This window comes from Alistipes sp. i18-0019-D1 (genome assembly GCF_042852885.1).
In the GTDB taxonomy this organism is placed as follows: Bacteria; Bacteroidota; Bacteroidia; order Bacteroidales; family Rikenellaceae; genus Alistipes.
The window spans coordinates 2,281,443-2,304,200 of record NZ_AP031424.1 but is presented as its reverse complement, the minus strand read 5'-3'; the positions used below and the strand labels follow the sequence as shown (position 1 = coordinate 2,304,200).

Genomic DNA, 22,758 nt, shown 5'->3' with positions numbered 1-22,758 from the left:
CATACAACGCCGTTTTCTGATATTTTTGTAAAAGCCCGGACGAAAGTTTCCGCTTTCCGAAAGGCTTATTTGCGACACCTATTTATATAAAACCAGCATGCAATGAAGAAAACGCACTCGTTTCGGCATCAAAGGTATTCGCATCAAAATCGGGCGATAGCCGGGAAATCATTCCGGGCAGTCTCCGCATCCTTTTCCGTTTTCCAGTTCCGCAGGTCGAAATACCGGAAACAACGGCATCCGAACGACCCGCACCTCGGTTAATCCACCGTATCGCATCCGCATCCTCCCGCAGCAACCCTCCCGTCATACCTGCTGCACACTTATTCAAACATACTGTTTCTTTTCCGATTGCCGACGGCTCATCGGAAAAGCAGTCGACCCGAACCATGTACCAAACCCATTTAAATTTTCGCCTATGATAAAAAAATTGCTCTTATCGCTATCGGCGGTTTTCTGCATGACGGCAGCTTCGGCCCAGACCCAGACGGTCAAAGGCCGTGTCGTCGACGAGAACAACGCACCGGTCATCGGTGCGACCGTTGTCGTCAAGAACCGTCCGACAATCGGCACTTCGACCGATGTCAAGGGAGAATTCGCACTTCAAGGAGTCCCGAAGGGGGGGGGGAAAACTCCAAATCTCTTATGTAGGTTACAAAACCCAGGATGTTGACATTGCTCCCGACATCAAGGTAAAACTCGAACCCGACGCCCAGGCCGTGGAGGCCGTCGTGGTGACGGGTATGACCAAGATGGACAAGCGGCTGTTCACGGGAGCCGCAGACCAGCTGGTTGCCGACGACGTGAAACTGGCCGGTATGGCCGACATCAGCCGCGGCCTGGAAGGCCGGTCGGCCGGCGTATCCGTCCAGAACGTATCCGGTACGTTCGGAACCGCCCCGAAAATCCGCGTGCGCGGCGCCACATCGATTTACGGCAGTTCGAAGCCGCTGTGGGTCGTTGACGGCGTCATCATGGAGGACATCGTCGACATCGACGCCGACGACCTCTCCTCGGGCGACGCCACGACGCTCATCGCATCGGCCATCGCCGGACTCAATGCCGAAGACATCGAGAGTTTCAACATTCTGAAAGACGGCTCCGCCACCTCCATCTACGGAGCGCGCGCCATGGCGGGTGTGATCGTCATCACCACCAAACGCGGCCGCGCCGGCGTGAGCACCATCAACTACACCGGCGAATTCACCTACCGCATGATTCCGTCCTACCGGGATTTCAACATCATGAACTCGCAGGACCAGATGTCGGTGTATATGGACATGCAGAAAAAAGGCTGGCTCAACCTCGCCGAAACCATCACCGACTCGGAGAGCGGCGTATTCGGAAAGATGTACCAGATGATTGCGGCCGGACAATTGCAGAACGACGACGTGAGCACCGGAAATTATCTGCGTGCGGCGGAGTTCCGCAATACGAACTGGTTCAGCGAGCTGTTCAACAACAACGTCATGCACACCCACTCGGTAAGCCTCTCGTCCGGAACCGACAAATCGTCCTACTACGCTTCATTGAGCGCCATGAGCGACCCGGGATGGACGAAGACCAGCAAGGTGGAACGCTACACGGCCAACATCAACGCCACCTACAACATCTTCAAAAACCTGTCGCTGAACCTGATTTCCAACGGTTCCTATCGTAAACAGAAGGCACCGGGAACCCTGTCGTCGGCCACTAACTACGTGACGGGCGAGGTGAAGCGCGAGTTCGACATCAACCCCTACTCCTACGCGCTCAACACGTCGCGCACGCTCGATCCCGGCGAATTCTACACGCGGAATTACGCGCGCTTCAACATCCTGCACGAACTGGCCAACAACTACATCGACCTTTCGGTCGTCGAGACCAAATTCCAGGCCGAGCTGAAGTGGACGCCTGTCGAGGGCCTCGACCTGAGCGCCCTGGGTGCGGTAAAATACCAGGCCTCGATACAGGAGCACAACATCACCGAGTCCTCGAACCAGTCCGTCGCCTACCGGACCGTCGAACCGACCACCGTCCGGGACAACAATCCGTTCCTTTACACCGATCCGGACAACCCCTACGCCGTTCCGGTGACCGTGCTGCCCAAGGGCGGCATCTACGAACGCACGGACAACAAAATGCTTTCGTACGACTTCCGTGCGTCGGCGACCTACAACAAAACGTTCAACAACACGCATATCATCAGCCTCTACGGCGGTATGTCGGTGAACAAGATCGACCGTCACAACACCTGGTTCCGCGGCTGGGGACTCCAGTACGATATGGGTATGGAGCCTTACTACGATTACCTGGCCTTCAAACAGGGCATGGAGAACGGCAGCAAGTACTATACGATCGGCGACACGTTCTACCGGGAGGTGGCCTTCTTCTTCAACGGGACCTATTCCTACAAGGGACGCTACACCATCAACGGAACCTACCGCTACGAAGGGACCAACAAGATGGGTAAGAGCCGCAAAGCCCGCTGGCTGCCGACATGGAATATCTCCGGGGCGTGGAACGTCCACGAGGAGAAATTCTTCAATCATGTACAGCCCGCCCTGTCGCACCTGTCGCTCAAAGCCTCCTACTCGCTGACCGCCGACCGCGGCCCGTCTTACGTCACCAACTCGCTGGCTGTCATCAATGCCTCGACCCCGTGGCGCCCGACCAGCGGCGACACCGAAACCGGTCTCAAGGTTTCGAGCCTCGAAAATGCACAGCTCACCTACGAGAAGAAGCACGAGCTGAACCTCGGACTCGATGCAGGTTTCGTCAACAACCGCATCAACCTGGCCTTCGACTGGTACAAACGCAACAACTTCGACCTGATCGGCACGGTCACGACCCAGGGCATCGGCGGCGAGATCTCCAAATACGGCAACGTCGCGGAGATGAAATCGAACGGCGTCGAGGTCAGCCTTTCGACCAAGAACATCCAGACGAAGAATTTCAGCTGGACCACCAACTTCATCTACTCGCACATCCACAACGAAGTCACCAAACTCGAAACTTCCACACGCGCAATGACGCTGGTTTCGGGAACCGGATTCACGATGGAGGGGTATCCCGCCCGTTCGCTCTTCTCGTTCCAGTTCGCAGGGCTGAACGAAGTCGGACTGCCGGTCGTGGTCAACACGGAAGGCAAGCTCAGCTCCAGTTCCTTCAATTTCCAGGACAGCAACGAGAACAACCTGAAAACGAATCTGGTCTACTCCGGACCGGTCGACCCGACCGACCTGGGCAGTTTCGGCAATACGTTCCAGTACAAGGGATGGCGTCTGAACGTCTTCATGACCTACTCGTTCGGCAACGTCGTGCGGCTCAACCCGGTCTTCAGCAGCATCTATTCGGACCTCGACGCCATGCCGCGGGAGTTCAAGAACCGCTGGATGGTCTCCGGCGACGAAGCCGTCACGAACATCCCGACCATCGCCTCGAAGCGCCAGCGCCAGCTGAACTCCTCGATTTCGTACGGGTACAGCGCCTACAACTACTCGACGGCACGCATCGCCAAGGGCGACTTCATCCGCATGAAGGAGATTTCGCTCTCGTACGACTTCCCGAAAAGACTTATTTCGAAGCTGCGTTTCTCCTCGCTTTCGCTCAAACTGCAGGCCACGAACCTCTTCCTGATCTACGCCGACAAGAAACTCAACGGCCAGGATCCCGAGTTCTACAACACCGGCGGCGTCGCTGCCCCCGTGCCGCGGCAGTTCACGCTCACGATCCGAATCGGACTGTAAAATCTGATTTATCTTAAAAAGATTCCTATGAAAAAAAGCATCATATATTTACTGGGCATAGCGGTCGTCATTCCGGCATTCATGTCGTGCAGCGATTTTCTGGATCAGAACCCCGATCTGCGCACGACGCTGGATTCCGAAGAGAAGATCGCCAACATACTCGTCTCCGCCTACATCAGCGGATCGGGCAGCTACCAGCTCGTTGCGGAACTCTCCTCGGACAATGTCTGCGACTACGGCATCACAAAGAACTACAACCAGTTCTATCAGGATGTCTATGAATGGGCCGAGGAGGTTACCAGCAACAACGACGCCCCGCGGAACATCTGGAGTTCCAACTACAACAACATCGCCAACGCCAACCAGGCGCTTTCGGCCATCGAGGAGCTGGGAGGACCCACCACCACGAGGCTCAAGGCCAGCAAAGGCGAAGCCCTGATTTGCCGGGCCTATTCCCATTTCGTACTGGCAAACATGTTCTGCATGCCTTACCACCCGGCAACAGCAGGAAACTACCTGGGCATACCCTATATGGACCACGCCGAGACCGACCTCAACCCCAGGTACGAACGCGGAACGCTCCAGAAAGTCTACGAGATGATCGGCAAGGACATCGAAGCAGCCATTCCCCTGATCGACGACACGGCCTATTCGGTTCCGAAATACCACTTCAACTACAAGGCCGCCTGCTGCTTCGCCTCGCGTTACTACCTTTTCATGCAGGACTGGGACAATGCCATCAAATACGCGACAATGGCCCTGACCTCCAACCCGTCGTCGCTGCTGCGCGATTACGGTGCAATAGCAGCCCTGCCGAACAGTACCAGCAGGCATCAGGAGTATGTCAGCTCGGCCAGCACGGCCAACTTCCTCCTCCAGGCCGCGACATCGAACAGCGGACTGCTTTTCGACTGGTACTCCACCGCCGGCCGTTATTCGCACGGCAAACTGCAGGGAACCTATGAAACCGTTCAGCCGAAAAAGGGCGGTCCGTGGGGCAGCGGCGTGACTTTCAGAGCGCCGCATGCAGTGCTTGCCTCATCCGGCAAATACATTCTTCCCCGGACATGGCGTGTGTTCCAATACACCGACCCGGTCGCCGGAACCGGATTCAACAAAGCGATTTCCGTTCTCTTCACCTCCGAGGAGGCGCTGCTCAACCGCGCCGAAGCCTATATCATGAAGATGAACGAAGACCCGACGGCGCTCGACAAGGCTCTGGAGGATATAAACCTCTACGCCGCGAACCTCTTCTCGGCAGGGTTCAAATCCATGACGGAGGCTTCGATCATCAAATGGGCTACGGAAACCTACCCCGACTACTCCGAACTCTACGTCGGAAAGACCTCGGTCAGCAGCCCGCAGACGCTCAATCCCAAGAAAAAGCTCCATGCGGCCCCCTACAACACGCTCGAAGAGGGCGGCCCGCAGGAGAGCATGCTTCAGGCGCTCATCTTCATGCGCCGCTACCAGTTCCTCCACGAAGGCATGCGGTGGTTCGACACCCGTCGCTTCGGCATCACGGTCTACCGCTACCTGCTCGATGAAGACGCCGAAACCGTCGTGCAAATCACCGATCAGATCAGCGACGAGAACGGTACGGCCGATCCGCGCCGCGCCCTGCAACTCCCGGCCGACGTTATTGCCGCCGGCCTGACCCCCAACCCGAGAAAATAACAAACCAAAGTGCGTATGAAAAAGAATCTGATATATCTGCTCTTTTCCGTCACGCTGCTCTGCGCAGCGCTGACAGCCTGTTCGGACAACGACGATCTGGATTCCACCAGCGTGGTCCGGCCGACGACCACCGAACAGAACGACCTCGACCGCTGGCTCAAGCGCAACTACGTCGAAACCTACAACATCCAGCTCAAATACCGGTTCGAGGACATCGAGTCGAGCATGGGCTACTACCTCACACCCGCCAGCTACAAGCAGTCGGTCGCCATGGCCAAACTGGTGCGCCACATGTGCCTGGAAGCCTACGACGAGATAACCGGCAGCACGGATTTCATCAAGGCCTATTTCCCGAAAATCCTCTACCTGGTCGGCTCGTATGCCTACAAGACCAACGGATCGGTGGTGCTGGGAACGGCCGAAGCCGGGGCGAAGATCACGCTCTACAACCTCGACAACCTGAACCCCAAGACCGTCAATGCGAAGACGGCCTATTTCAAGACGATCCACCACGAATTCGGACATATCCTCAATCAGACGAAACCTTACCCCACCGATTTCGCGGAGATTTCCGGCCCGGATTACGTACAGGACCAATGCTTCGAAATCTACAAGACCACCGAATCGGCGCTGCAAAAAGGATTCATTTCCCCGTATGCATCGAAAGCCGACAGCGAGGATTTCGTGGAACTCATCGCCCTCTACGTCAACCGGAGCGCAGAAGAGTGGGAGGAGATGCTGACGACGGCCGGCGACACGGGACGGCCGAAAATCGAAGCCAAATTCGAAATCGTCTCCAACTACATGAAAAGCACCTGGAACATCGACCTGAACGAACTGCGGGAAATCGTACTGCGCCGTGCGGAAGAAGCGCCCAACCTCGACTTCGACTCGCTGGATGACGAAGATACGGACTCGCCCGAAAATTCCGGTACAAACGAATAAGCGACACCGAATATGAAAAAAACAGCAATCATACTATTTCTGGTTCTGGCCATTCCTGCCCTGCTCACCTCATGCCTGTTCGACGAGGAGGATCTTTTCGACAAATCCGCCTCCGAACGCATCGAAGCCGCCAAGCAGGAGGCCAAGACCGTGCTCGAAAGCGCTGAAAACGGATGGCACGTGCGCTATTTCCCCTCCCCGACCCAGGAGTTCGGCGGATACAACCTGTTTTTCAAATTCTCCGAAGGCAGCGTCACCGTTGCCTCCGAAATCGAAAGCAACCCGTCCATCACCGAGACGAGTCTCTATTCGTTCGGCGAGGATCTGGGCGTCACGCTCAATTTCGATACGAAAAACTCGCTCATCAATTACTTCGTACACCCGAAAAATCCCGACAACATCGGATCGACCTACAAGGGCATGGAGGGCGACTACAAATTCACGGTGATGGAGACATCCGCGGCAATGGTCGTCCTGCGCGGCATCATCACGGGGAATTACTACATCCTGACCCCCGTTTCCGCGGACACCGACTGGTCGGAAGACCTGGAGACCTACCGGAACAATGCGGAAGACATGTCATTCAACACCTATTCCTTCGTCGTGAAAGACAAGACGTATTCGGCAACGCTCACGAACCGTCGCTTTGCGGTCAAGATCGACAGTGAAACCACCGTGTACGCACCGTTCATCTACACCAAGGCCGGCATCAGTTTCTACATGCCGGTCGAGATCGACGGAGTGACCGCACAGAACTTCACCTTTGTCGACGACTACTATTTCGCCGAAGTCAACGGCGCCGATTTCAAGATTATGACGCCCGAGCCGGTCCGGTCGGACATCACGTTCGAAGTGACCGTTCCCGATGCCACGAAGACCTACAACAGCGTTACGGTGAATACAGTTCCATCAACGGATACGGAGTACTACTACATGGGGCTGATGCTGAAGTCCGAATTCGAGGCCCAGCGCGAGAAAAAGCTCCTGCAAAGCCTGGTCGGCACGCTCAACGGCAACATCGGCGCAGGCGACGATCCCGAAACGATCGCAGCCAGCCTGCTCCACAAAGGTGCGGACACCTATACGCTCAACTATCCGAGTTTCTACGACGAGTACGTAGCCGTCGTATTCGGATGCGCCGTCTCCAACGGATTCATCGCCTCTACCACATCCATCACGTCGCTTCCGGTTTCGATCGACGCTTCGCTCTTGCCGGACAATACCGATCCTCTCTACAAGAGATGGCTGGGCAAATGGAGAGTTACGAGCACCACCTCGCAGGTAAACGAAGCTCCCGTAACATTCGAGGTTATCGTAAAACCGGGCACCGTCAACTCGTCCTACATGATCCGGGGCTGGGGCATCACGATCTACGGAAACAGGTACGACCTGCGGGCATATTACCAGGCATCCTATAATGGCGCCTCCACTCCGGCCATCCCGATTCCGAAGTCGACCGGTATTCTCTACACGAAAACCGACAATGCGATTTACGGCTACGACGGAGTCTACCCGATCCGGACTCGCTACTCCCGTATAACCCACTCGACCGGAGCCTACTCGTCATTTACGACGACCCAGACCTCGCCCAAACTCGTCGGCATTTACGACGAGGCGCAGGCAGGCCAGGCAACGATGTACGGTTCCGGCTACAATACCGGCACCGATTACGTCGGCATAGAGTTCTTCAGATGGACGGAAAACCAGGCATCCTACTACACCTCGCCGGCTGTCCGTCCGGGCTATACGGCCAAAGACTTCCCGGTGGGTCCCTTCACGTGGGTTCAGCTGATGGACGCCGACGGGAACGACCTCACCCCGGCCGAATAAGCGAAACCGGTTCGATCCTCAAATAAGTCCGGGCCGCCCATTGAGGGCGGCCCGGACTTTTATCGGATACAGAAAACCCGGTCCGTGTCAGTCGAAGAAATTCTCGTCCTCGGGGTTGTTCCGCCCCTCGGAGTCGACTTCGTCCTCGCAGTCGTAACGGGGCATCATCGCCGGACGCACGAACTGGTCCGTACGGCTGATGCCGAAACGACCGTCGTCGTAGATCTTTTTCATATATTCGCCCACGATCGGCAGCGCCATCACGCTGCCCTCGCCGCCGCGGATGAAGTGCACCGACTGGTCCTCGCCGCCGACCCAGGCGCCGGTCACCAGCTTCGGTGTCACGCACATGAACCACGCGTCGCGGTTCTTGTTCGAAGTTCCGGTCTTGCCGCCGATCTCCATGTCGGTCAGCCCGAACTGCCACCGCAGACGGCCCGCCGTCCCCGAGTTGACCACGTCCTGAAGCATCGTGAGCATCGTGTAGGCCGTGCGTTCGCTGACGGCGTCCTGCGACTGGGGAATGAAACTGGCAATCAGGTTGCCCTGACGGTCCTCGATGCGCGTCACGAAGATCGGATCGGTGTGCACGCCCTGATTGGCAAAGGTCGAAAAGGCGCTCACCAACTCGTAAACGTTCGATTCCGAAGAGCCGAGAGCCAGCGCCGGAACGGGGTCTATGTAACTGCGGATGCCCATGTTATGAATGAAATCGGCCACGGCAGCCGGCTGCTTGGCCTGCTTCATAATCCACGCCGAGTAGTTGTTGCGGCTGCGCGCAAGTCCCCACTTGAGGGGGTGCAGCACCCCGTCGTACTCGACATTGCCGGCCTCCTTGGGCGACCAGGCCGTACCGTTGGCCGTCTCGATGGTCGTCGGCAGGTTGGGGACCATCGTGCAGGGCGTCAGGCCCAGATGGTCGATGGCGAAAGTGTAGACGAAGGGCTTGATCGTCGAGCCGATCTGGCGTTTGCCCTGCTTGGCCATGTCGTACTTGAAGTAACGGAAGTTAGGCCCTCCGACATAGGCCTTTACGAAACCCGTGGCAGGATCGAGCGAGACCATCGCGGCGCGCATGATGCGTTTGTGGTGGAGGATCGAGTCGCGCGGCGTCATCAGCGTGTCGCGCTCGCCCCTGTAGGTGAACACCCGCATGTTGCAGGGCTTGTCGAAGGCGGCGTTGATCTCCTTCTCGCCCGCCCCGGCGTTCTTCATCTCGCGGTAGCGGTCCGAATAGCGGACGGCGTGGCGCATGATCCGGTCGCGTTCCTCGCGGTCGGCGTCGACGAAAAGCGTCTTCGTCGCCCGGAACTGCGCGTCCATCTTGGGCTGAATCTCCTTCTCCATCTGCCGCTGCACAGCCTGCTCGGCATAGGTCTGCATCACGGAGTTGATCGTGGTATAGATTTTCAGTCCGTCGCGGTAGATATTGTAGGGCGTGCCGTCGGCCTTGCGGTTCTTGTGACACCAGCCGTAGAGCGGATTCTCGTTGTACTCCTTCACCGCCTGGTCGTAGTCCCACTCGTTGTAGAACTGACTGCGCTTGGGAGGCCGGGCGTTCATCACCAGCCGCAGCATCTCGCGGAAATAGGTCGCCGCGCCCTCGTTGTGCGACACGGGCTTGTAGTTGGTCACGATCGGCAGCGCCGCCAGCGAATCGCGCTGCCTGCGGGTCAGCGCCCCGGCCTCCTCCATGCGCGAAAGCACGAGGTTGCGGCGCACGAGGGCATTCTTGGGATTCAGGATGGGCGAATAGCGCGTCGGAGCGTTCACCACCCCCACCAGTACGGCGGCCTCCTGCACGTTTAGCTCGTCCGGCTCCTTGTTGAAGAAGGTGTGGGCCGCCGACTTGATGCCGAAGGCGTTCGAGCCGAACTCCACCGTATTGAGGTACATGGCGGCGATCTCCTCCTTGGTGTAGTTGTATTCGAGTTTGAGGGCCGTGATCCACTCCTTGAACTTCGAGGTCACGAGTTTGGCCTTGCGGACGACGGCGCCGCGGTTGCGGACCGTATCGCGTGGAAAGAGGTTCTTGGCCAGCTGCTGGGTGATGGTCGAGCCGCCGCCCTGCGAGATGTTCTGCAACAGCAGGGTCTTCACGGCCACGCGCGCCAGCGAAGGAATGTCGATGCCCGAGTGGGTGCGGAAACGGACGTCCTCGGTCGAGATGAGCGCAGCGACGATGGGCGGAACCTCATGCCCGGCCAGCCGGATGTGGAGCGTCGAATCCGACGGGTAGAGGTCGGCGTACTGCACATAGGAACGGTTCTGCACGAAGAAGGTTCCGATCACCTTGCCGTCCTCGGAATAAACCTCCGTGGCGAGGTTGCTGCGGGGATTCTCCAGCTCCTCGAACGAGGGCATGCGGCCGAACACGCCGAAAGCCGTCAGCACCAGCATCAGCGCCACGAGCGCAAAGGGCGCGAAAGCCACGTACCAGATCCATTTTATCGTTTTCGGGCTGACGCCCGTCTTTTTTTTCTGTCCCATACGACGATATTTGCGACAAAGATACGAATTGAATGTGAAATATGGAAACCCGGCTTTTCAACTCTCAACTTAAAACGGCAGTCCCACCGACGCCGCGACGTACACCCCGCCGCTCGACGGGCGGTAGCACGACAACTTGAAGGTCGAAGTGGCCGACGCCGGCTGCCGGAAGGCGTTGAAGTCGAAGACGATGTCCCCGCCCACCGACCAGATCCGCCGCCGGGCCATCCCGTCGCGCCCGACGTCGCGGAACTGCGCGTAGTCGCCTCCGGCGTTGAGCCGGATGCGCTTGATGTAGATCACCGAGCCGATGCCGCCCTCGGGATACCACACCGGCAGCTGGTAGTTGGCCTGAAAAGCCATGTAGTTGTTCGACACGATGTCCGCGGAGGTGAATCCGCGCGGAACCAGCCGCGTGGATTTGTAGCTCAGCGGGGCATACCCCGACGGGAACTTGTAGCCGCCGATCGAAGTCTGGTAGGTCGCGGCCACCAACACCGAGTTGTGGGGCGCGAATCCCGGCAGATAGGCCTGTCCGTAGAACGAAATCAGGTCGCTGAAATGGGCGTTCGCTGGGTTGAACGTGTAGTTCGCGCTGAAGGTGTAGCCCCAGCGGGGCGCAATGTCGCGGTGGGCCATACGCACCTGGTCGGAAAATCCGGCCCCGAACGAAACCTTGTGCAGCCCCTCGCGGAAACCGATCCGCTGGATGTTGGAGATGCTGCCGTTCTCCCATTCGATCTTGCCCAGGTCGGCAACCATGCCGTTGGAGTAGTTCCAGCCCGCCGAGAGGGAGAACTGGCGCGTGTGATAACCCCGTTGGAAATAGAGCGGCAGCGTGGCCGACAGCCCCACGGAGTAGTATTTGTCGGGCGCGGGACGGCTTTGGTAGACCGGATTGCCCTGCTGGTCGCGTCCGGCCAGCGAGTAGAAGAGCTGGTTGCCGCCGTAGGAGGCGTCCAGGTCGAAACGCACGCCCAACCCGAAATAACGCACGCCCAGATTCACGAGCGAACCTTCGTGCCGGTTCCAGCCGTAGGAGGCGTAGGCCTCGGCGCTCGAAAGCAGGTTCTGCGAGATCAGCGTAAGGCCCACATTGAGATCGATCACGTGTTCGTCGACCGCCGCAAAGGGATTGAACGCCACGGGCATCCAGCTGTGGACGTTCACCAGGTTGGGGACCTTGCGATACCGCTTCGCACGGAACTCGCCGGACTGTCCGACCGAATCGGCCCGCATATAGCGCACCGTGTCGAGGTTCACCACGTCCCAGCGTCTGCGGGGCGGGTTCACCAGGTTGACGGGCAGCCGCGAGGGCGTGACGGGAATCAGCAGGCTGTCGCCGGCGGAGACCCGCTGCTCGGCCACGCGGTAGCCGAGGCGGTCGTAGGTCGTCAGCAGCACCCCTCCGTCCACCGGAGCGGGAGCGAAGGAGCCGTAGGCCGAGGTGGTGATGCGGTATTCGCGGCGGGCCATCAGGTCGTAACAGTGGGCTTCGTCCCGGCCCGAGGCGATCGAGCCGTAGTAGAGTTTGCCGTCCGCGGCCCGGAGGTTCGAAAGGGTGATATAGGCCCCTTCGGTAATCGGGTGCATGCCGTCGGAATCGATGCGGCCGATCCACATGCCGCTGTCGTCCGTGACGAGGACATACCACGCCACCGTCCGATCGTCCCACGCCAGTCCGTGAATCTCCGACCTGCCGGGCGTTTCGAACCGCCGTTCGGGTCCCCCGCCGTGCCGCACCACGACCGTATAACGGCCGTCGGGATTGTACTCGACCCATCCGAACTCCTCGCCCGAAACCGTGGGATAAAGCGTATTTCGCTGCCGTGCTGCCGTGCGGGGCACACCGTCGGCGAGGTCCATGTAACACAGTTGCGAGTTGACGCGCTGTTCGAAAAGCGTCGAGCGGCGGTACTCGGTCCACCAGACGCGGCCGCCGGCCATCGACGGACGGGTCGAGACCAGCCCCGTGTGGCAGACCGTCCGTTCCCCGCCCGTACGGCGGTCGAGCACAACGAAACGCGACACGCGGTCGAGGTCGGTTTTCAGCGCCAGCACCGCCGTATCGCCCAGCGGCAGGGGCCACTGGTAGGTCGTATGGTTCTTTTCGGGCAGCGCGGTGAGCGGCACGGCGCTGTCCCCGGTCTTCGGCAGCGAATCCCAGTAGCGTTCCAGTTCGTCGAAGGTTCCGCGGAAGAGCTTCATGACGTTGGTCTTGTAGAATTTGCCCAGCGCCACGCGCGTGGTGGCCAGCACGTAGGGATTGCGCGACCCGTACCACGCGACCTTGTCCCAGACGTTCTCGCCGTAACGCTCCCAGGCGTAGGAACAGATCTGATAGCCCAGCTCGTAGTGGTCGGGAATGTAGTCGCGGTAGGAGCCGCAGAACCAGCGGTCGATGTTGCGGCGGTCGCGGCCGACGCTTCCCATGGCGCGGTAGGCCATCGAGAACGAAGGCTGAAGGCCGCGGCCGAACGACGACATCATCGTTTCGGACATCACGGCGTCGCCCTCCATGGCCCAGATCGGCATGCACAGCAGGCCGATGGTCGACCCCTGCTGCCCGAGCACGTAGCTCAAGGCGCGGATAACGCCCCGGTCGAGGTTGTTGTACTGCACGGCATGGCGGTATTCGTGGGCCACGAGCTGCTTGTACCACGGCATCGAATAGCTGTCGACGGCGGGCGAGGTGAGGAATTCCACGCGCTTGGGAAGGTACATCACCAGTCCGTTCGACTGGAAATTCTCGGGGTGCATGACGAAGGGAATGCGCATCGGGCCGTGGCGGAACCCGTAGCCGATGTCGGGCCGGACCGTGCGGATGTAGAACAGCGTGCGGCGGGCGATGCCGGCGACCGTATCGGGATAGATCATCCGCACGTCGGGCGTGCGGATCGCCGACCACTTCTGCGGAGGGTCCGAACCCCAGGTGTAATACTGGGCCGCGGCGCGCTCGGCGCCGCACAACACGCACAGGAGCGCGAAGAGGAGCAACAGCCGGCGCACGTTACGAACCGGCTTTTTTGCAGCGGTAGCCGCTGCGGATGAGCAGATCGGCCACGCGGTCGCGGTGGTCGCCCTGGATGATGATTTCGCCCGCCTTCGCCGAACCGCCGACGCCGCACCTGGATTTCAGCATGCGCGCCAGTTCCTGAAGGTCGGCATCGCGGCCCACGAAGCCTTTGACGAGGGTCACGACCTTGCCCGCCCGCTGCTTGCGGTCGAGCCACACCCGCAGATCCTGCTGCCCCGCAGGCAGCGTCTCGGCTTCGGGTTCGTCGTCCGTTTCGTAGTTGAAACCCGGGTCGGTCGAGTAGACCATCCCGAGCCGCGATTTCCAGTCGTTGTCGGCCATAATTGTTCGAATGGTTGAAATTAAACGCCGAAAGCGGCGTCATTTATTGCGCAAAATTAGCAAAATATTTATCTTTGTTAACGCATGGCAAAGAAGTTCCGCGAAAAACTGCGCAAGCTCAACCCCTTCACGCGTCCGATGACGCTCGACGAGCTGCCCAAACCGCTGCCGGCCAACCCCGACCAGCGGCTGGTGAAGGTCTATGTCGAAGGCTACGAAGACGTGGCCTTCTGGCGCGGCATCTTCGACCATTTCCAGAATCCCTACCTGCGTTTCGAAATCTCGGTCCCCGACCGCGGCGACCTGCCCAAGGGCAAGAAGGTGCTCCTGGGCATGATCCCCCGGTCGTCGGAGGAGCTGCTCCTCTGCGTCGACTCCGATTTCGACTACCTCTTCGCCGGGCGCACGTCCCAGTCGAAGGAGGTCACCGGGGCGAAATTCATGTTCCACACCTACGCCTACGCCACCGAGAACTACCTCTGCTACGCACCCTCGCTGCACAACGTCTGCGTCAAGGCCACCAAGAACGACACGCGCATCTTCGACTTCGTGAAGTTCATGCACGAATATTCGTGCACGATCTACCCGCTGTTCCTCTGGTACGCCTACTCGGCGCAGCTGGCCACGGAGAACGTCTTTCCGCTGATCGACTTCAAGCAGTCGGTGCGCATCGGCTACCTCGACATCGAGGACAACGGCGCGAAGACGATCGAGTGGCTGCGGCGCAACGTCTCGAAGCGCGAGAACCTGCTCCGCCAGCGCAACCCGCGGATGACGGAGCCGATGAAGGAGTTCGAGGCGCAGCTCCGCGAGCGCGGCCTGACGCCCGAAAACGCCTATCTGTTCATGCACGGCCACACGCTGATGGACAACGTGGTGCTGATCGTGCTCAACACCGTGTGCGAGAAACTGCGGGCCATGTCGATCGCCAAGATCACCGCCTCAAAGAAACAGGGCGTGGCGCTCAAGAACGAAATGTCGAACTACACCAACTCGCTGCGCTCGATCCGCGACGTGCTGCTCGACAACGAGAACTACACCAAAAGCCCGCTTTACAAACGGCTGGAACGCGACATCGAGCGGTACATCGCCCGCACGATCTGGAACATGAAGCGCAGCGGCGAAATCCGGGACACGTCGATGATCGGCATTATCCACAAACTCCGCTCCGGACAGCAGGGGTAAATGCGCAATTCTGAATTCTGAATTGCTCTACTGTTCCCGTTTGCGGACCACGCGCACGGTGGACTGCGTGGCCTGCCGCACGAAAACCTGCGGACCGCGGGCGTAACGCCGCCACAGTTCGTCGGTATAGCCGCGCACGGTCAGCAGTTCCATGTTCTCGGCCTTCATCACGTCGAAGCCCGCCTCGCGCAACGCCTCGATGGCCTCGTCGATATGCCACGAGTTGTCGACGCACAAGCTCAAGTTCACGGCCGAGTTGTGAATCAGGTTGGCCTTGATGCGGAAACGCTCCAGCAGCGAGAAGATCGTGGCGAACTTCTCTTCCAGCACGAAGGAGAAGTCCCGCGACCGGATGGTCAGCAGCACCTGGTCCTTCTTGAGGATCAGGATGGGCACGTCGACCGGGGCCGACATGCCGCGGATCACCGTGCCGGGCTTGCGCTTGTCGCCGAAGGGACGCACGTAAAGCGGAATATTCTTGTTCTGGAGCGGCTTGATCGTCTTCGGGTGGATGATCTGCGCGCCGCTGTAAGCCAGTTCGATGGTGTCGAGGTAGTTCAGCTCGGCGATCTGCACGGCGTCGGGGAACGCTTTCGGGTCGGCGTTCATCACGCCGTCCACGTCTTTCCACACCGACATCGACTCGGCGTCGAGAATGTTGGCCACCACGGCCGCCGAGTAGTCCGAGCCTTCGCGCCCCAGGGTCGTGGTCGTGCCGTCGGGCGCGCCGCCGATGAAGCCCTGCCCGATGAAAATGTTCTCGACGCATTTGCCCAGCGCATTTTTCAGCAGCGGAGTCGAAGCCTCGATGTCCACCCCGGCGTCCTTGTGGCGCTGCTCGGTGAGAAAACAGCGGCGCATGTCGATCCAGCGGTTCGACACCCCGGCGTAGTTCAGGTACTCGGAGATAATCGTCGTCGATACCAGCTCGCCGAAAGCCACGATCGTGTCGTACCACAACTCGGCATCGTCCGGTTTATAGACGGTTTCCACGGCGACCTTTTCCAGTTCGTCGAACAGCGCGTCGACCGCCGGCAGCCGTTTCGGCACGTGCCACAGTTCGTCGATGATCTCCGCATGGTACTTCCGCAGCGACTCGACATGCTCCAGGGAGAGCTGTTTATCGCCTTTCTGAAGCCCTTCGAACACCTTTTCCAGGGCATTGGTCGTTTTACCCATCGCCGAAACGATGATGAACAGGTTCTGCTCGTCGTCGATGATCTTGCGCAGATTCCTCACGCCGTCGGCATTCCGCACCGACGCGCCTCCGAATTTGTAGACTTTCATGGTATCTCTCTTTTTAACCTAACTAACCTTCCTTGCCGTCCGGAGGCAACCAACCGCCGGACGACGTTCAGAATGCAGAATTCAGAATGCACAATGACAAAAAACGTTCAACTCTCCACTTCCAACTTTTCAGCTTTCCAGCTTTGAATGCCCGTTTTCTAATTCTCAATTTCCCGATACGGCACGCCGATGTTCTGGAACAGGAACGCATACATGTCGGCCGCCTCGTCGATGCGCTTCGAGGTGGGTTTGCCGGCTCCGTGGCCCGCCTTCGAATCGATGCGGATCAGGATCGGAGCGTCGCCCGCCTGGGCGTGCTGCATCGTGGCCGCGAACTTGAACGAGTGGGCCGGAACGACACGGTCGTCGTGGTCCGCGGTAGTCACCAGCGTCGCGGGGTATTTCACACCCTCCTTTATGTTATGGAGCGGAGAGTACTTGTAAATATACGAAAACTGCTCCTCATTCTCCGACGAACCGTACTCCACGGCCCAGCCCCAGCCGATGGTGAATTTATGGTAGCGGAGCATGTCCATCACGCCCACGGCCGGGAGGCACACGGCGTAGAGGTCCGGGCGCTGCACCTCGCAGGCGCCGACCAGCAGGCCGCCGTTCGAGCCGCCGTGGATGGCCAGCTTGTCCGTCGACGTGTATTTCCCGGCGATCAGGTACTCGGCGGCGGCGATGAAGTCGTCGAAGACGTTCTGCTTGTTTTCGAGCATGCCGGCCTTGTGCCACTCCTCGCCATACTCCGAGCCGCCGCGCAGGTTGGCCACGCAGTAGACGCCGCCCTGCTCGACGAACATCAGCGCCGAGGGGTTGAAACCGGGCGTGAGGTTGATCTGGAAACCGCCGTAGGCATAGAGCAGGCAGGGATTCTTGCCGTCGCGTTTCATGTCCTTGCGCCGGGTGATGAACATCGGAACCTTCGTACCGTCCTTCGAGGTGTAGAACACCTGCTCGGTGACAAACAGCGAAGGATCGAAATTCACCTCCGGAGCTTTATAGAGCTTCGATTCACCCGAAGCGATGTCGTATTTGTAGATCGTGGCGGGCGCCGTGTAGTTGGCCAGCGTATAGTAGAATTCCGTATCCTCGTCCTTGCCGCCGAAACCGCCGACCGTACCGATGGCGGGCAGGTCGACCGTCCGCACCGGTTTGCCGTCGTAGGTGTACTGGCGAACCCGGTTCTGCGCATTCTCCAGATAAGAGGCGAACAGATAACCGCCTCCCGTGCCGACGTCTTCGAGCAGGTTCTTTTCACTCTCGGGAATCACCGTTTCGATCATCCCGGGACGGTTCAGATCGACCTTCATCAGCGCGTAGTTCGACGCGTCCTTGTTGGTCACGTAGTAGAGCCGGTCGTCCTTGCAGTCGACGGGCGAATAATCCGCCTCGAAGCCCGGCAGCAGAACGCGGAATTTCGGGTCCGATACCCTCTTATAAAGAACCTCCGTTCCCGACGTACCCTCCGACGCCACGACGAAGAGCCATTTGCCGTCTTCCGAAGGCCATGCCGAGAAGTAGCGCAGCGGGTGCTCCCGGTCCTCGTAGACGAGCTTGTCGGCCGACTGGGGCGTACCCAGCGCGTGGTAATAAACCTTCTGGAACTCGTTCTTGGAAGAGTAGGCGTTTTGTTTCGGAGCGTCGTAAGCGCTGTAATAGAACCCCTTGGAATCGGGGGCCCACCGTGCACCCGAGAATTTCACCCACTCGATCTTGTCGGCAGCGAGCGACTTGTCGGCGGTGTCCATCACGCGGATCACGACCCAGTCCGAACCCGACGCGGCGGCCGAATAGGCGAACCAGCGGCCGTCTTTCGAAAACGACATGGCGGCCAGGGCCACCGTACCGTCGTCGGAAAGCTTATTGGGATCGAGGAACACCTCGCCGGCCTCACCCGGATTCTTCGTGCGGTAGATCACCGACTGATTCTGCAGACCGTCGTTATAGGTATAGTACCACCAGTCGCCGTGCCTGCGCGGGGCGCTCTCCTTGGCGTAGTTCCACAACTCGGTCAGCCGCTCGCGAATGGCTCCGCGGAACGGAATTTGCGAAAGGTAGTCCTGCGTCACGGCGTTCTCGGCGGCGACCCATGCGGCCGTGGCCTCGGAATTGTCATCCTCGAGCCAGCGGTAGGGGTCGGGAACCTCCGTGCCGAAATAGTTGTCAACCACGTCGCCGCGCCCGGTCTCGGGGTAAGGCTGATGCTTTATCTGTTTCATGTTGCCGCAACTTGCCGCCACCGCCGCTGCTCCGAGCAGGACGGCGACTTTGTAGGAAAAATGCTTCATAATTGAACCGTTTGGGTAATGATCGGGACAAAGTTATGAAAAATTCGATATTTTCAGTAATTTTGCCTATCGAAAACAACAGACTATGTACAACGAACTCAAAACGATAATCGAGCAGGCGTGGGACGACCGCGCGCTGCTCCAGGACCCTGCCACGCAGCAGGCCGTACGGCAGGTCGTCGGACTGGTGGACAAGGGCGAACTCCGCACGGCGGAACCCGTCGACCCGGCCAAAAGCGAGTGGAAAGTCAACGAGTGGGTCAAGAAAGCCGTGATCCTCTACTTCCCGATCCAGCCCATGCGCAAGATGGAGGCCGGGGAGCTGGAATGGTACGACAAGATGGAACTCAAGCACGGCTACGAGGAGCTGGGCGTGCGCGTCGTGCCCCAGGCCGTGGCGCGCTACGGCGCCTACATCGCCCCGGGAGCCATCCTGATGCCCTCGTACGTGAACATCGGCGCCTACGTCGACACCGGCACGATGGTCGACACGTGGGCCACGGTGGGCTCCTGCGCCCAGATCGGCAAACACGTCCACCTCTCGGGCGGCGTGGGCATCGGCGGCGTGCTCGAACCCGTGCAGGCCGCGCCCGTGATCATCGAGGACAGCTGCTTCATCGGCTCGCGCTGCATCGTGGTCGAGGGGGCGCACGTCTGCCGCGAGGCGGTGCTCGGCTCGAACACCGTGATCACCGGCTCGACGCACATCATCGACGTCACGGGACCCGAGCCCGTCACCTACAAGGGTTACGTGCCGCCCCGCTCGGTGGTGGTCCCGGGGAGCTACCGCAAACAGTTCCCGGCAGGCGAATACAGCGTCACGTGCGCGCTGATCATCGGCCGGCGCAAAGAGTCCACCGACAAGAAAACCTCGCTGAACGACGCCCTGCGCGACTTCGGCGTATCGGTATAGGGATGATCTACCGCATCGAAGAAACCACCTCGACCAACGACGACGCCCGCGACGCGAAATACCGCCACGGCGACATCGTCTGGGCCGAGCGGCAGACCGCCGGCCGCGGCCAGCGGGGCCACAGATGGTCGAGCGCCGAGGGGCTGAACCTCACCTTCTCGCTGGTGCTCGAGCCCCGGTTCCTGCCCGCCGGCGAACAGTTCCTGCTCAACGAAGCCGTGGCCCTCGCCCTCACCGACACCTTCGCGCAGTTCGGCATCGCGGCGCGCATCAAGTGGACCAACGACATCTACGCCGGGGACAAAAAGCTGGTCGGCATCCTGATCGAGCACAGCTACTCCGGCCGGACGCTCGCCCGCACGATCGTCGGAATCGGCATCAACGTCAACCAGACGGAGTTCGACCCCGCGCTTCCGAACCCCGTGTCGATGGCCATGGTCGCGGGACGCACGTTCGACCGCGGCGAGGTGCTCGAAGCCTTCCGCCGCCACATCGGCATCCGCTACGCCCAGCTCGAGCTGGGCGAACGGGAAACCCTCCAGCGCGACTACCGCGAACGGATGTACCGGCTGGGCAAACGGCATACGTTCCGCTACCCCGACGGCACGCCGACCGAGGCCGCAATCGAGGGCGTGCGCCCCACGGGCGAACTGCTGCTGCGGCACGCCGACGGCACGCTCCGGGAATATCTGTTCAAGGAGATCGAATTCGTGATTGAAAAACACAGTAATTTACGGCAGGAACTTACTTAATTACTATAAGCACCTGATTTATCGACTTCAAAACAGTTCATTCGATCCAGCCAAACTAATTTCCCTCAATTTCAAGCTCCAAATCAGAATCAAACGAAATATCCGGATTTCTTTGGGGAACCTCGCTATTGAGCGGAACTTTTTGAAAGTGCACAGGACTTATAGCTTGCATAAATTCAAGCTGTTGCCCATACACGTTGACCTCCCATTTCACGTATTTTTTCAGATTCTGCTCCAACAGCGCAAAGGTTTCCGGAGGCAGAGACAGAAGTTCCGGAACAGCATCCATGATAAATGTAACTTCCAGCGTATCGCCGTCGGGACCGACCACATAGAAAATCGTCATGGGGCTGTGCTTATAAGAACGCAAGGACTCGATATCCGCGTCCAAAAAAGACTTGCGGAATGCCAGGTTTTCGCCCCCCGGCTTCATAGTGCCGTCTATAACAGCATATTCGTCTTCCGTCTCCAGTTTTCGACCATCTTTATAGCGCCAGTTAGATTCGTGACTATAAATATTGGCTGTATTTGACAAAGCAAAGCCAAATTTATCATTTTCAACTTTAAAGGTTATTCCATTCGCAGTAACAGTAGAGCCGTCTTGATATGGGTTTTCGCAATAAGCTCCGGTCGCAAAGGTCAATGCCAACAGCAAGATATAATTTTTCATCATCCTATTTATTTATACAATCCTTCAATAATTCCAATAAGTTTTCTACATTTATTTTACCCGGATCGAACGGATAACGATCTTCGTCCCGATAGGATGTCTTGGTATTTCGCAGTGCGCCGACGGCACCTTCATAGGCATCGGTAAATGCAGGACTTTCCAGGTCGTTTGCGAGAACACGCTCCCCCATATTTTTGAAAAACCTTATACCCTCATGTCCGCCGAGAGCATTTCCAATACTTATTTTGCACCCGGTTCTCTCCCGATACATATACCATGCGAGTTTGGCTTCGACCTCATTATTTATCTTTGCGTTCCGGAAGTCAACCAAGCCCTGCTTCTGGTATTGGTAAACATGCATCAGTTCTTCCATAACCGACAGCGGGTCGCACCGGTAACCCATCTCTACATTATAACCGGAAATCAATGGTCCCGTAGGCAGATCATAGACAACAGGAGTTATTTTAGACGGCGCCAAATATCCGGATGAGATAGCAACAGGCGCTCCGATGGCATTGATCAGCAACTGTCCCATACAATCGTTATATAAGGAATCGAGTACCGCTCTAACTTCCGGCTTATCCATCGTTATCTTGGTATTGTTCGGATAAGCCGCACCGGAATCTCCTCCCGAATCAGAATTTCCGCCGCCGCTGCCGCCAATGTTACCGCTACCGTCATCGCCACCGCCAATGCCTTCCAACGGAGGTTCAATCGGCGGGATAATCTCATTCAACAACTCTTTGACATTGACCACGATTACCCTTTTTCCCACAATCTCCACGGGTGGTATGATCGCCCGTGTAGAAGCCCTCGACCGAACCCGTGCGACATATATACCCTGCAAGAGTCCAACCATTTCGTCGACGACCTCTTCTCTGGTCCGGGAATCATCCCAAAGCGATGCCGACCCGGACAGAACGCCGTCGCTGAACTTACCAACGCTGACCGGACAACCCGAAAGCATCGTATAGAGAACCAATCCCGAAAATCCCGTCCCGGCATCCGATGCAACATCATTCGCCTCCGGAATTAAAAACCGCAGATAGGATGCCGTTTCATCGGTGTCGGGATCTTTCAGCACAATCAAACGACTCGGCATCGGAAAAAGTTCTGGCTGGCCAGTATCGCCCCAACGCAGCAAACGGTATCCATACCGGGCTTCGAACACAACGCCGGCCTGAAACAGATGTTCGCCGTAATAAACCGAAACGGAATCCCACAAGGGAATTATCCAGCCCGGCGACAGGATTTCGGATTCATCGAATTCCCCATCCGCCCGAGTCTGCGGCATGCCCGCGTAATCCGACTCGAAAGATCGTTTTATCTCCGCAAGAGAAAAACCCGACCGCTTGTCGGGCGATGTCGTTCCGGAAACCTGCAATCTCTCCGAACAGGAAAACAGGACACAGGAAACGGTCAGAATCAGCAATAATGTAGCGGGTAAAAAGTTCGGCTTCATAAGCAACTAACGATATGTTTCAAATATAGTCAATTACAACGACAATTCAAAATCTGCCGCAGGAAAAAATATATGGCAAAATAGTGTGAAAGTCTTTTGCTGTTACAGAAATAACAGTTATATTTGCATCGTAAAACAGCCTAATTCAAATCAAATTTTAAGGATAT

14 protein-coding genes and 1 pseudogene are annotated in these 22,758 nt (G+C 58.3%); 7 read left to right on the top strand and 8 right to left on the bottom strand.

Features of this window, described 5'->3' with window-relative positions; translation table 11 throughout:
* Positions 1-82: 82 nt before the first annotated feature.
* On the bottom strand, positions 83-391 hold the full coding sequence (locus tag ACGHP5_RS09570; RefSeq protein WP_390566384.1) for a hypothetical protein: 309 nt from the start codon (positions 389-391) through the stop codon (positions 83-85).
* Between the two features lie 27 nt (positions 392-418).
* Here ACGHP5_RS09570 and ACGHP5_RS09565 point away from each other — a divergent pair.
* From ACGHP5_RS09565 to ACGHP5_RS09550, 4 genes and pseudogenes are all read left to right on the top strand, one after another.
* Positions 419-3,728 (top strand): annotated as a pseudogene (locus tag ACGHP5_RS09565) (SusC/RagA family TonB-linked outer membrane protein).
* A gap of 27 nt (positions 3,729-3,755) precedes the next feature.
* On the top strand, positions 3,756-5,405 hold the full coding sequence (locus ACGHP5_RS09560; RefSeq protein ID WP_390566382.1) for a RagB/SusD family nutrient uptake outer membrane protein: 1,650 nt from the start codon (positions 3,756-3,758) through the stop codon (positions 5,403-5,405).
* A gap of 15 nt (positions 5,406-5,420) precedes the next feature.
* Complete coding sequence (locus ACGHP5_RS09555) at positions 5,421-6,350, top strand: putative zinc-binding metallopeptidase (protein ID WP_390566380.1); 930 nt, start codon at positions 5,421-5,423, stop codon at positions 6,348-6,350.
* A gap of 12 nt (positions 6,351-6,362) precedes the next feature.
* On the top strand, positions 6,363-8,180 hold the full coding sequence (locus ACGHP5_RS09550; protein WP_390566378.1) for a DUF4302 domain-containing protein: 1,818 nt from the start codon (positions 6,363-6,365) through the stop codon (positions 8,178-8,180).
* Between the two features lie 87 nt (positions 8,181-8,267).
* Here the strand turns inward: ACGHP5_RS09550 and ACGHP5_RS09545 are convergent, their stop codons facing one another.
* The 3 genes from ACGHP5_RS09545 to ACGHP5_RS09535 form a co-directional block, all read right to left on the bottom strand.
* On the bottom strand, positions 8,268-10,670 hold the full coding sequence (locus ACGHP5_RS09545; RefSeq protein WP_390566376.1) for a transglycosylase domain-containing protein: 2,403 nt from the start codon (positions 10,668-10,670) through the stop codon (positions 8,268-8,270).
* 69 nt (positions 10,671-10,739) lie between these two features.
* Positions 10,740-13,679 carry a hypothetical protein gene (locus ACGHP5_RS09540; RefSeq protein ID WP_390566374.1) on the bottom strand — a complete coding sequence of 980 codons (2,940 nt, stop codon included), beginning with the start codon at positions 13,677-13,679 and terminating at the stop codon, positions 10,740-10,742.
* A gap of 1 nt (position 13,680) precedes the next feature.
* Positions 13,681-14,028, bottom strand: coding sequence for a translation initiation factor (locus tag ACGHP5_RS09535; protein WP_290533571.1), 348 nt, complete (start codon positions 14,026-14,028; stop codon positions 13,681-13,683).
* An 84-nt stretch (positions 14,029-14,112) separates the two neighbouring features.
* Here ACGHP5_RS09535 and ACGHP5_RS09530 point away from each other — a divergent pair, with 84 nt between their 5' ends.
* Entirely contained in the window at positions 14,113-15,213 is a 1,101-nt protein-coding gene (locus tag ACGHP5_RS09530) for a DUF4435 domain-containing protein (RefSeq protein ID WP_290533572.1), read from the top strand.
* A gap of 27 nt (positions 15,214-15,240) precedes the next feature.
* Here ACGHP5_RS09530 and ACGHP5_RS09525 read toward each other — a convergent pair whose 3' ends face one another.
* Both ACGHP5_RS09525 and ACGHP5_RS09520 read right to left on the bottom strand, forming a co-directional pair.
* On the bottom strand, positions 15,241-16,500 hold the full coding sequence (locus ACGHP5_RS09525) for an aspartate kinase (protein WP_390566371.1): 1,260 nt from the start codon (positions 16,498-16,500) through the stop codon (positions 15,241-15,243).
* 158 nt (positions 16,501-16,658) lie between these two features.
* Positions 16,659-18,794, bottom strand: coding sequence for a prolyl oligopeptidase family serine peptidase (locus ACGHP5_RS09520; RefSeq protein ID WP_337772947.1), 2,136 nt, complete (start codon positions 18,792-18,794; stop codon positions 16,659-16,661).
* A gap of 85 nt (positions 18,795-18,879) precedes the next feature.
* Between ACGHP5_RS09520 and ACGHP5_RS09515 the strand changes: the two genes are divergently transcribed.
* Together ACGHP5_RS09515 and ACGHP5_RS09510 are read left to right on the top strand one after the other, a co-directional pair.
* Positions 18,880-19,707 carry a 2,3,4,5-tetrahydropyridine-2,6-dicarboxylate N-succinyltransferase gene (locus ACGHP5_RS09515; protein WP_295903235.1) on the top strand — a complete coding sequence of 276 codons (828 nt, stop codon included), beginning with the start codon at positions 18,880-18,882 and terminating at the stop codon, positions 19,705-19,707.
* A gap of 2 nt (positions 19,708-19,709) precedes the next feature.
* On the top strand, positions 19,710-20,459 hold the full coding sequence (locus tag ACGHP5_RS09510) for a biotin--[acetyl-CoA-carboxylase] ligase (protein WP_390566370.1): 750 nt from the start codon (positions 19,710-19,712) through the stop codon (positions 20,457-20,459).
* Between the two features lie 55 nt (positions 20,460-20,514).
* Here the strand turns inward: ACGHP5_RS09510 and ACGHP5_RS09505 are convergent, their stop codons facing one another.
* Complete coding sequence (locus tag ACGHP5_RS09505) at positions 20,515-21,129, bottom strand: hypothetical protein (protein ID WP_290533577.1); 615 nt, start codon at positions 21,127-21,129, stop codon at positions 20,515-20,517.
* A gap of 4 nt (positions 21,130-21,133) precedes the next feature.
* Positions 21,134-22,591 (bottom strand): hypothetical protein, encoded by a 1,458-nt coding sequence (locus ACGHP5_RS09500; RefSeq protein WP_390566368.1) that lies wholly within the window; start codon positions 22,589-22,591, stop codon positions 21,134-21,136.
* Positions 22,592-22,758: the final 167 nt, after the last annotated feature.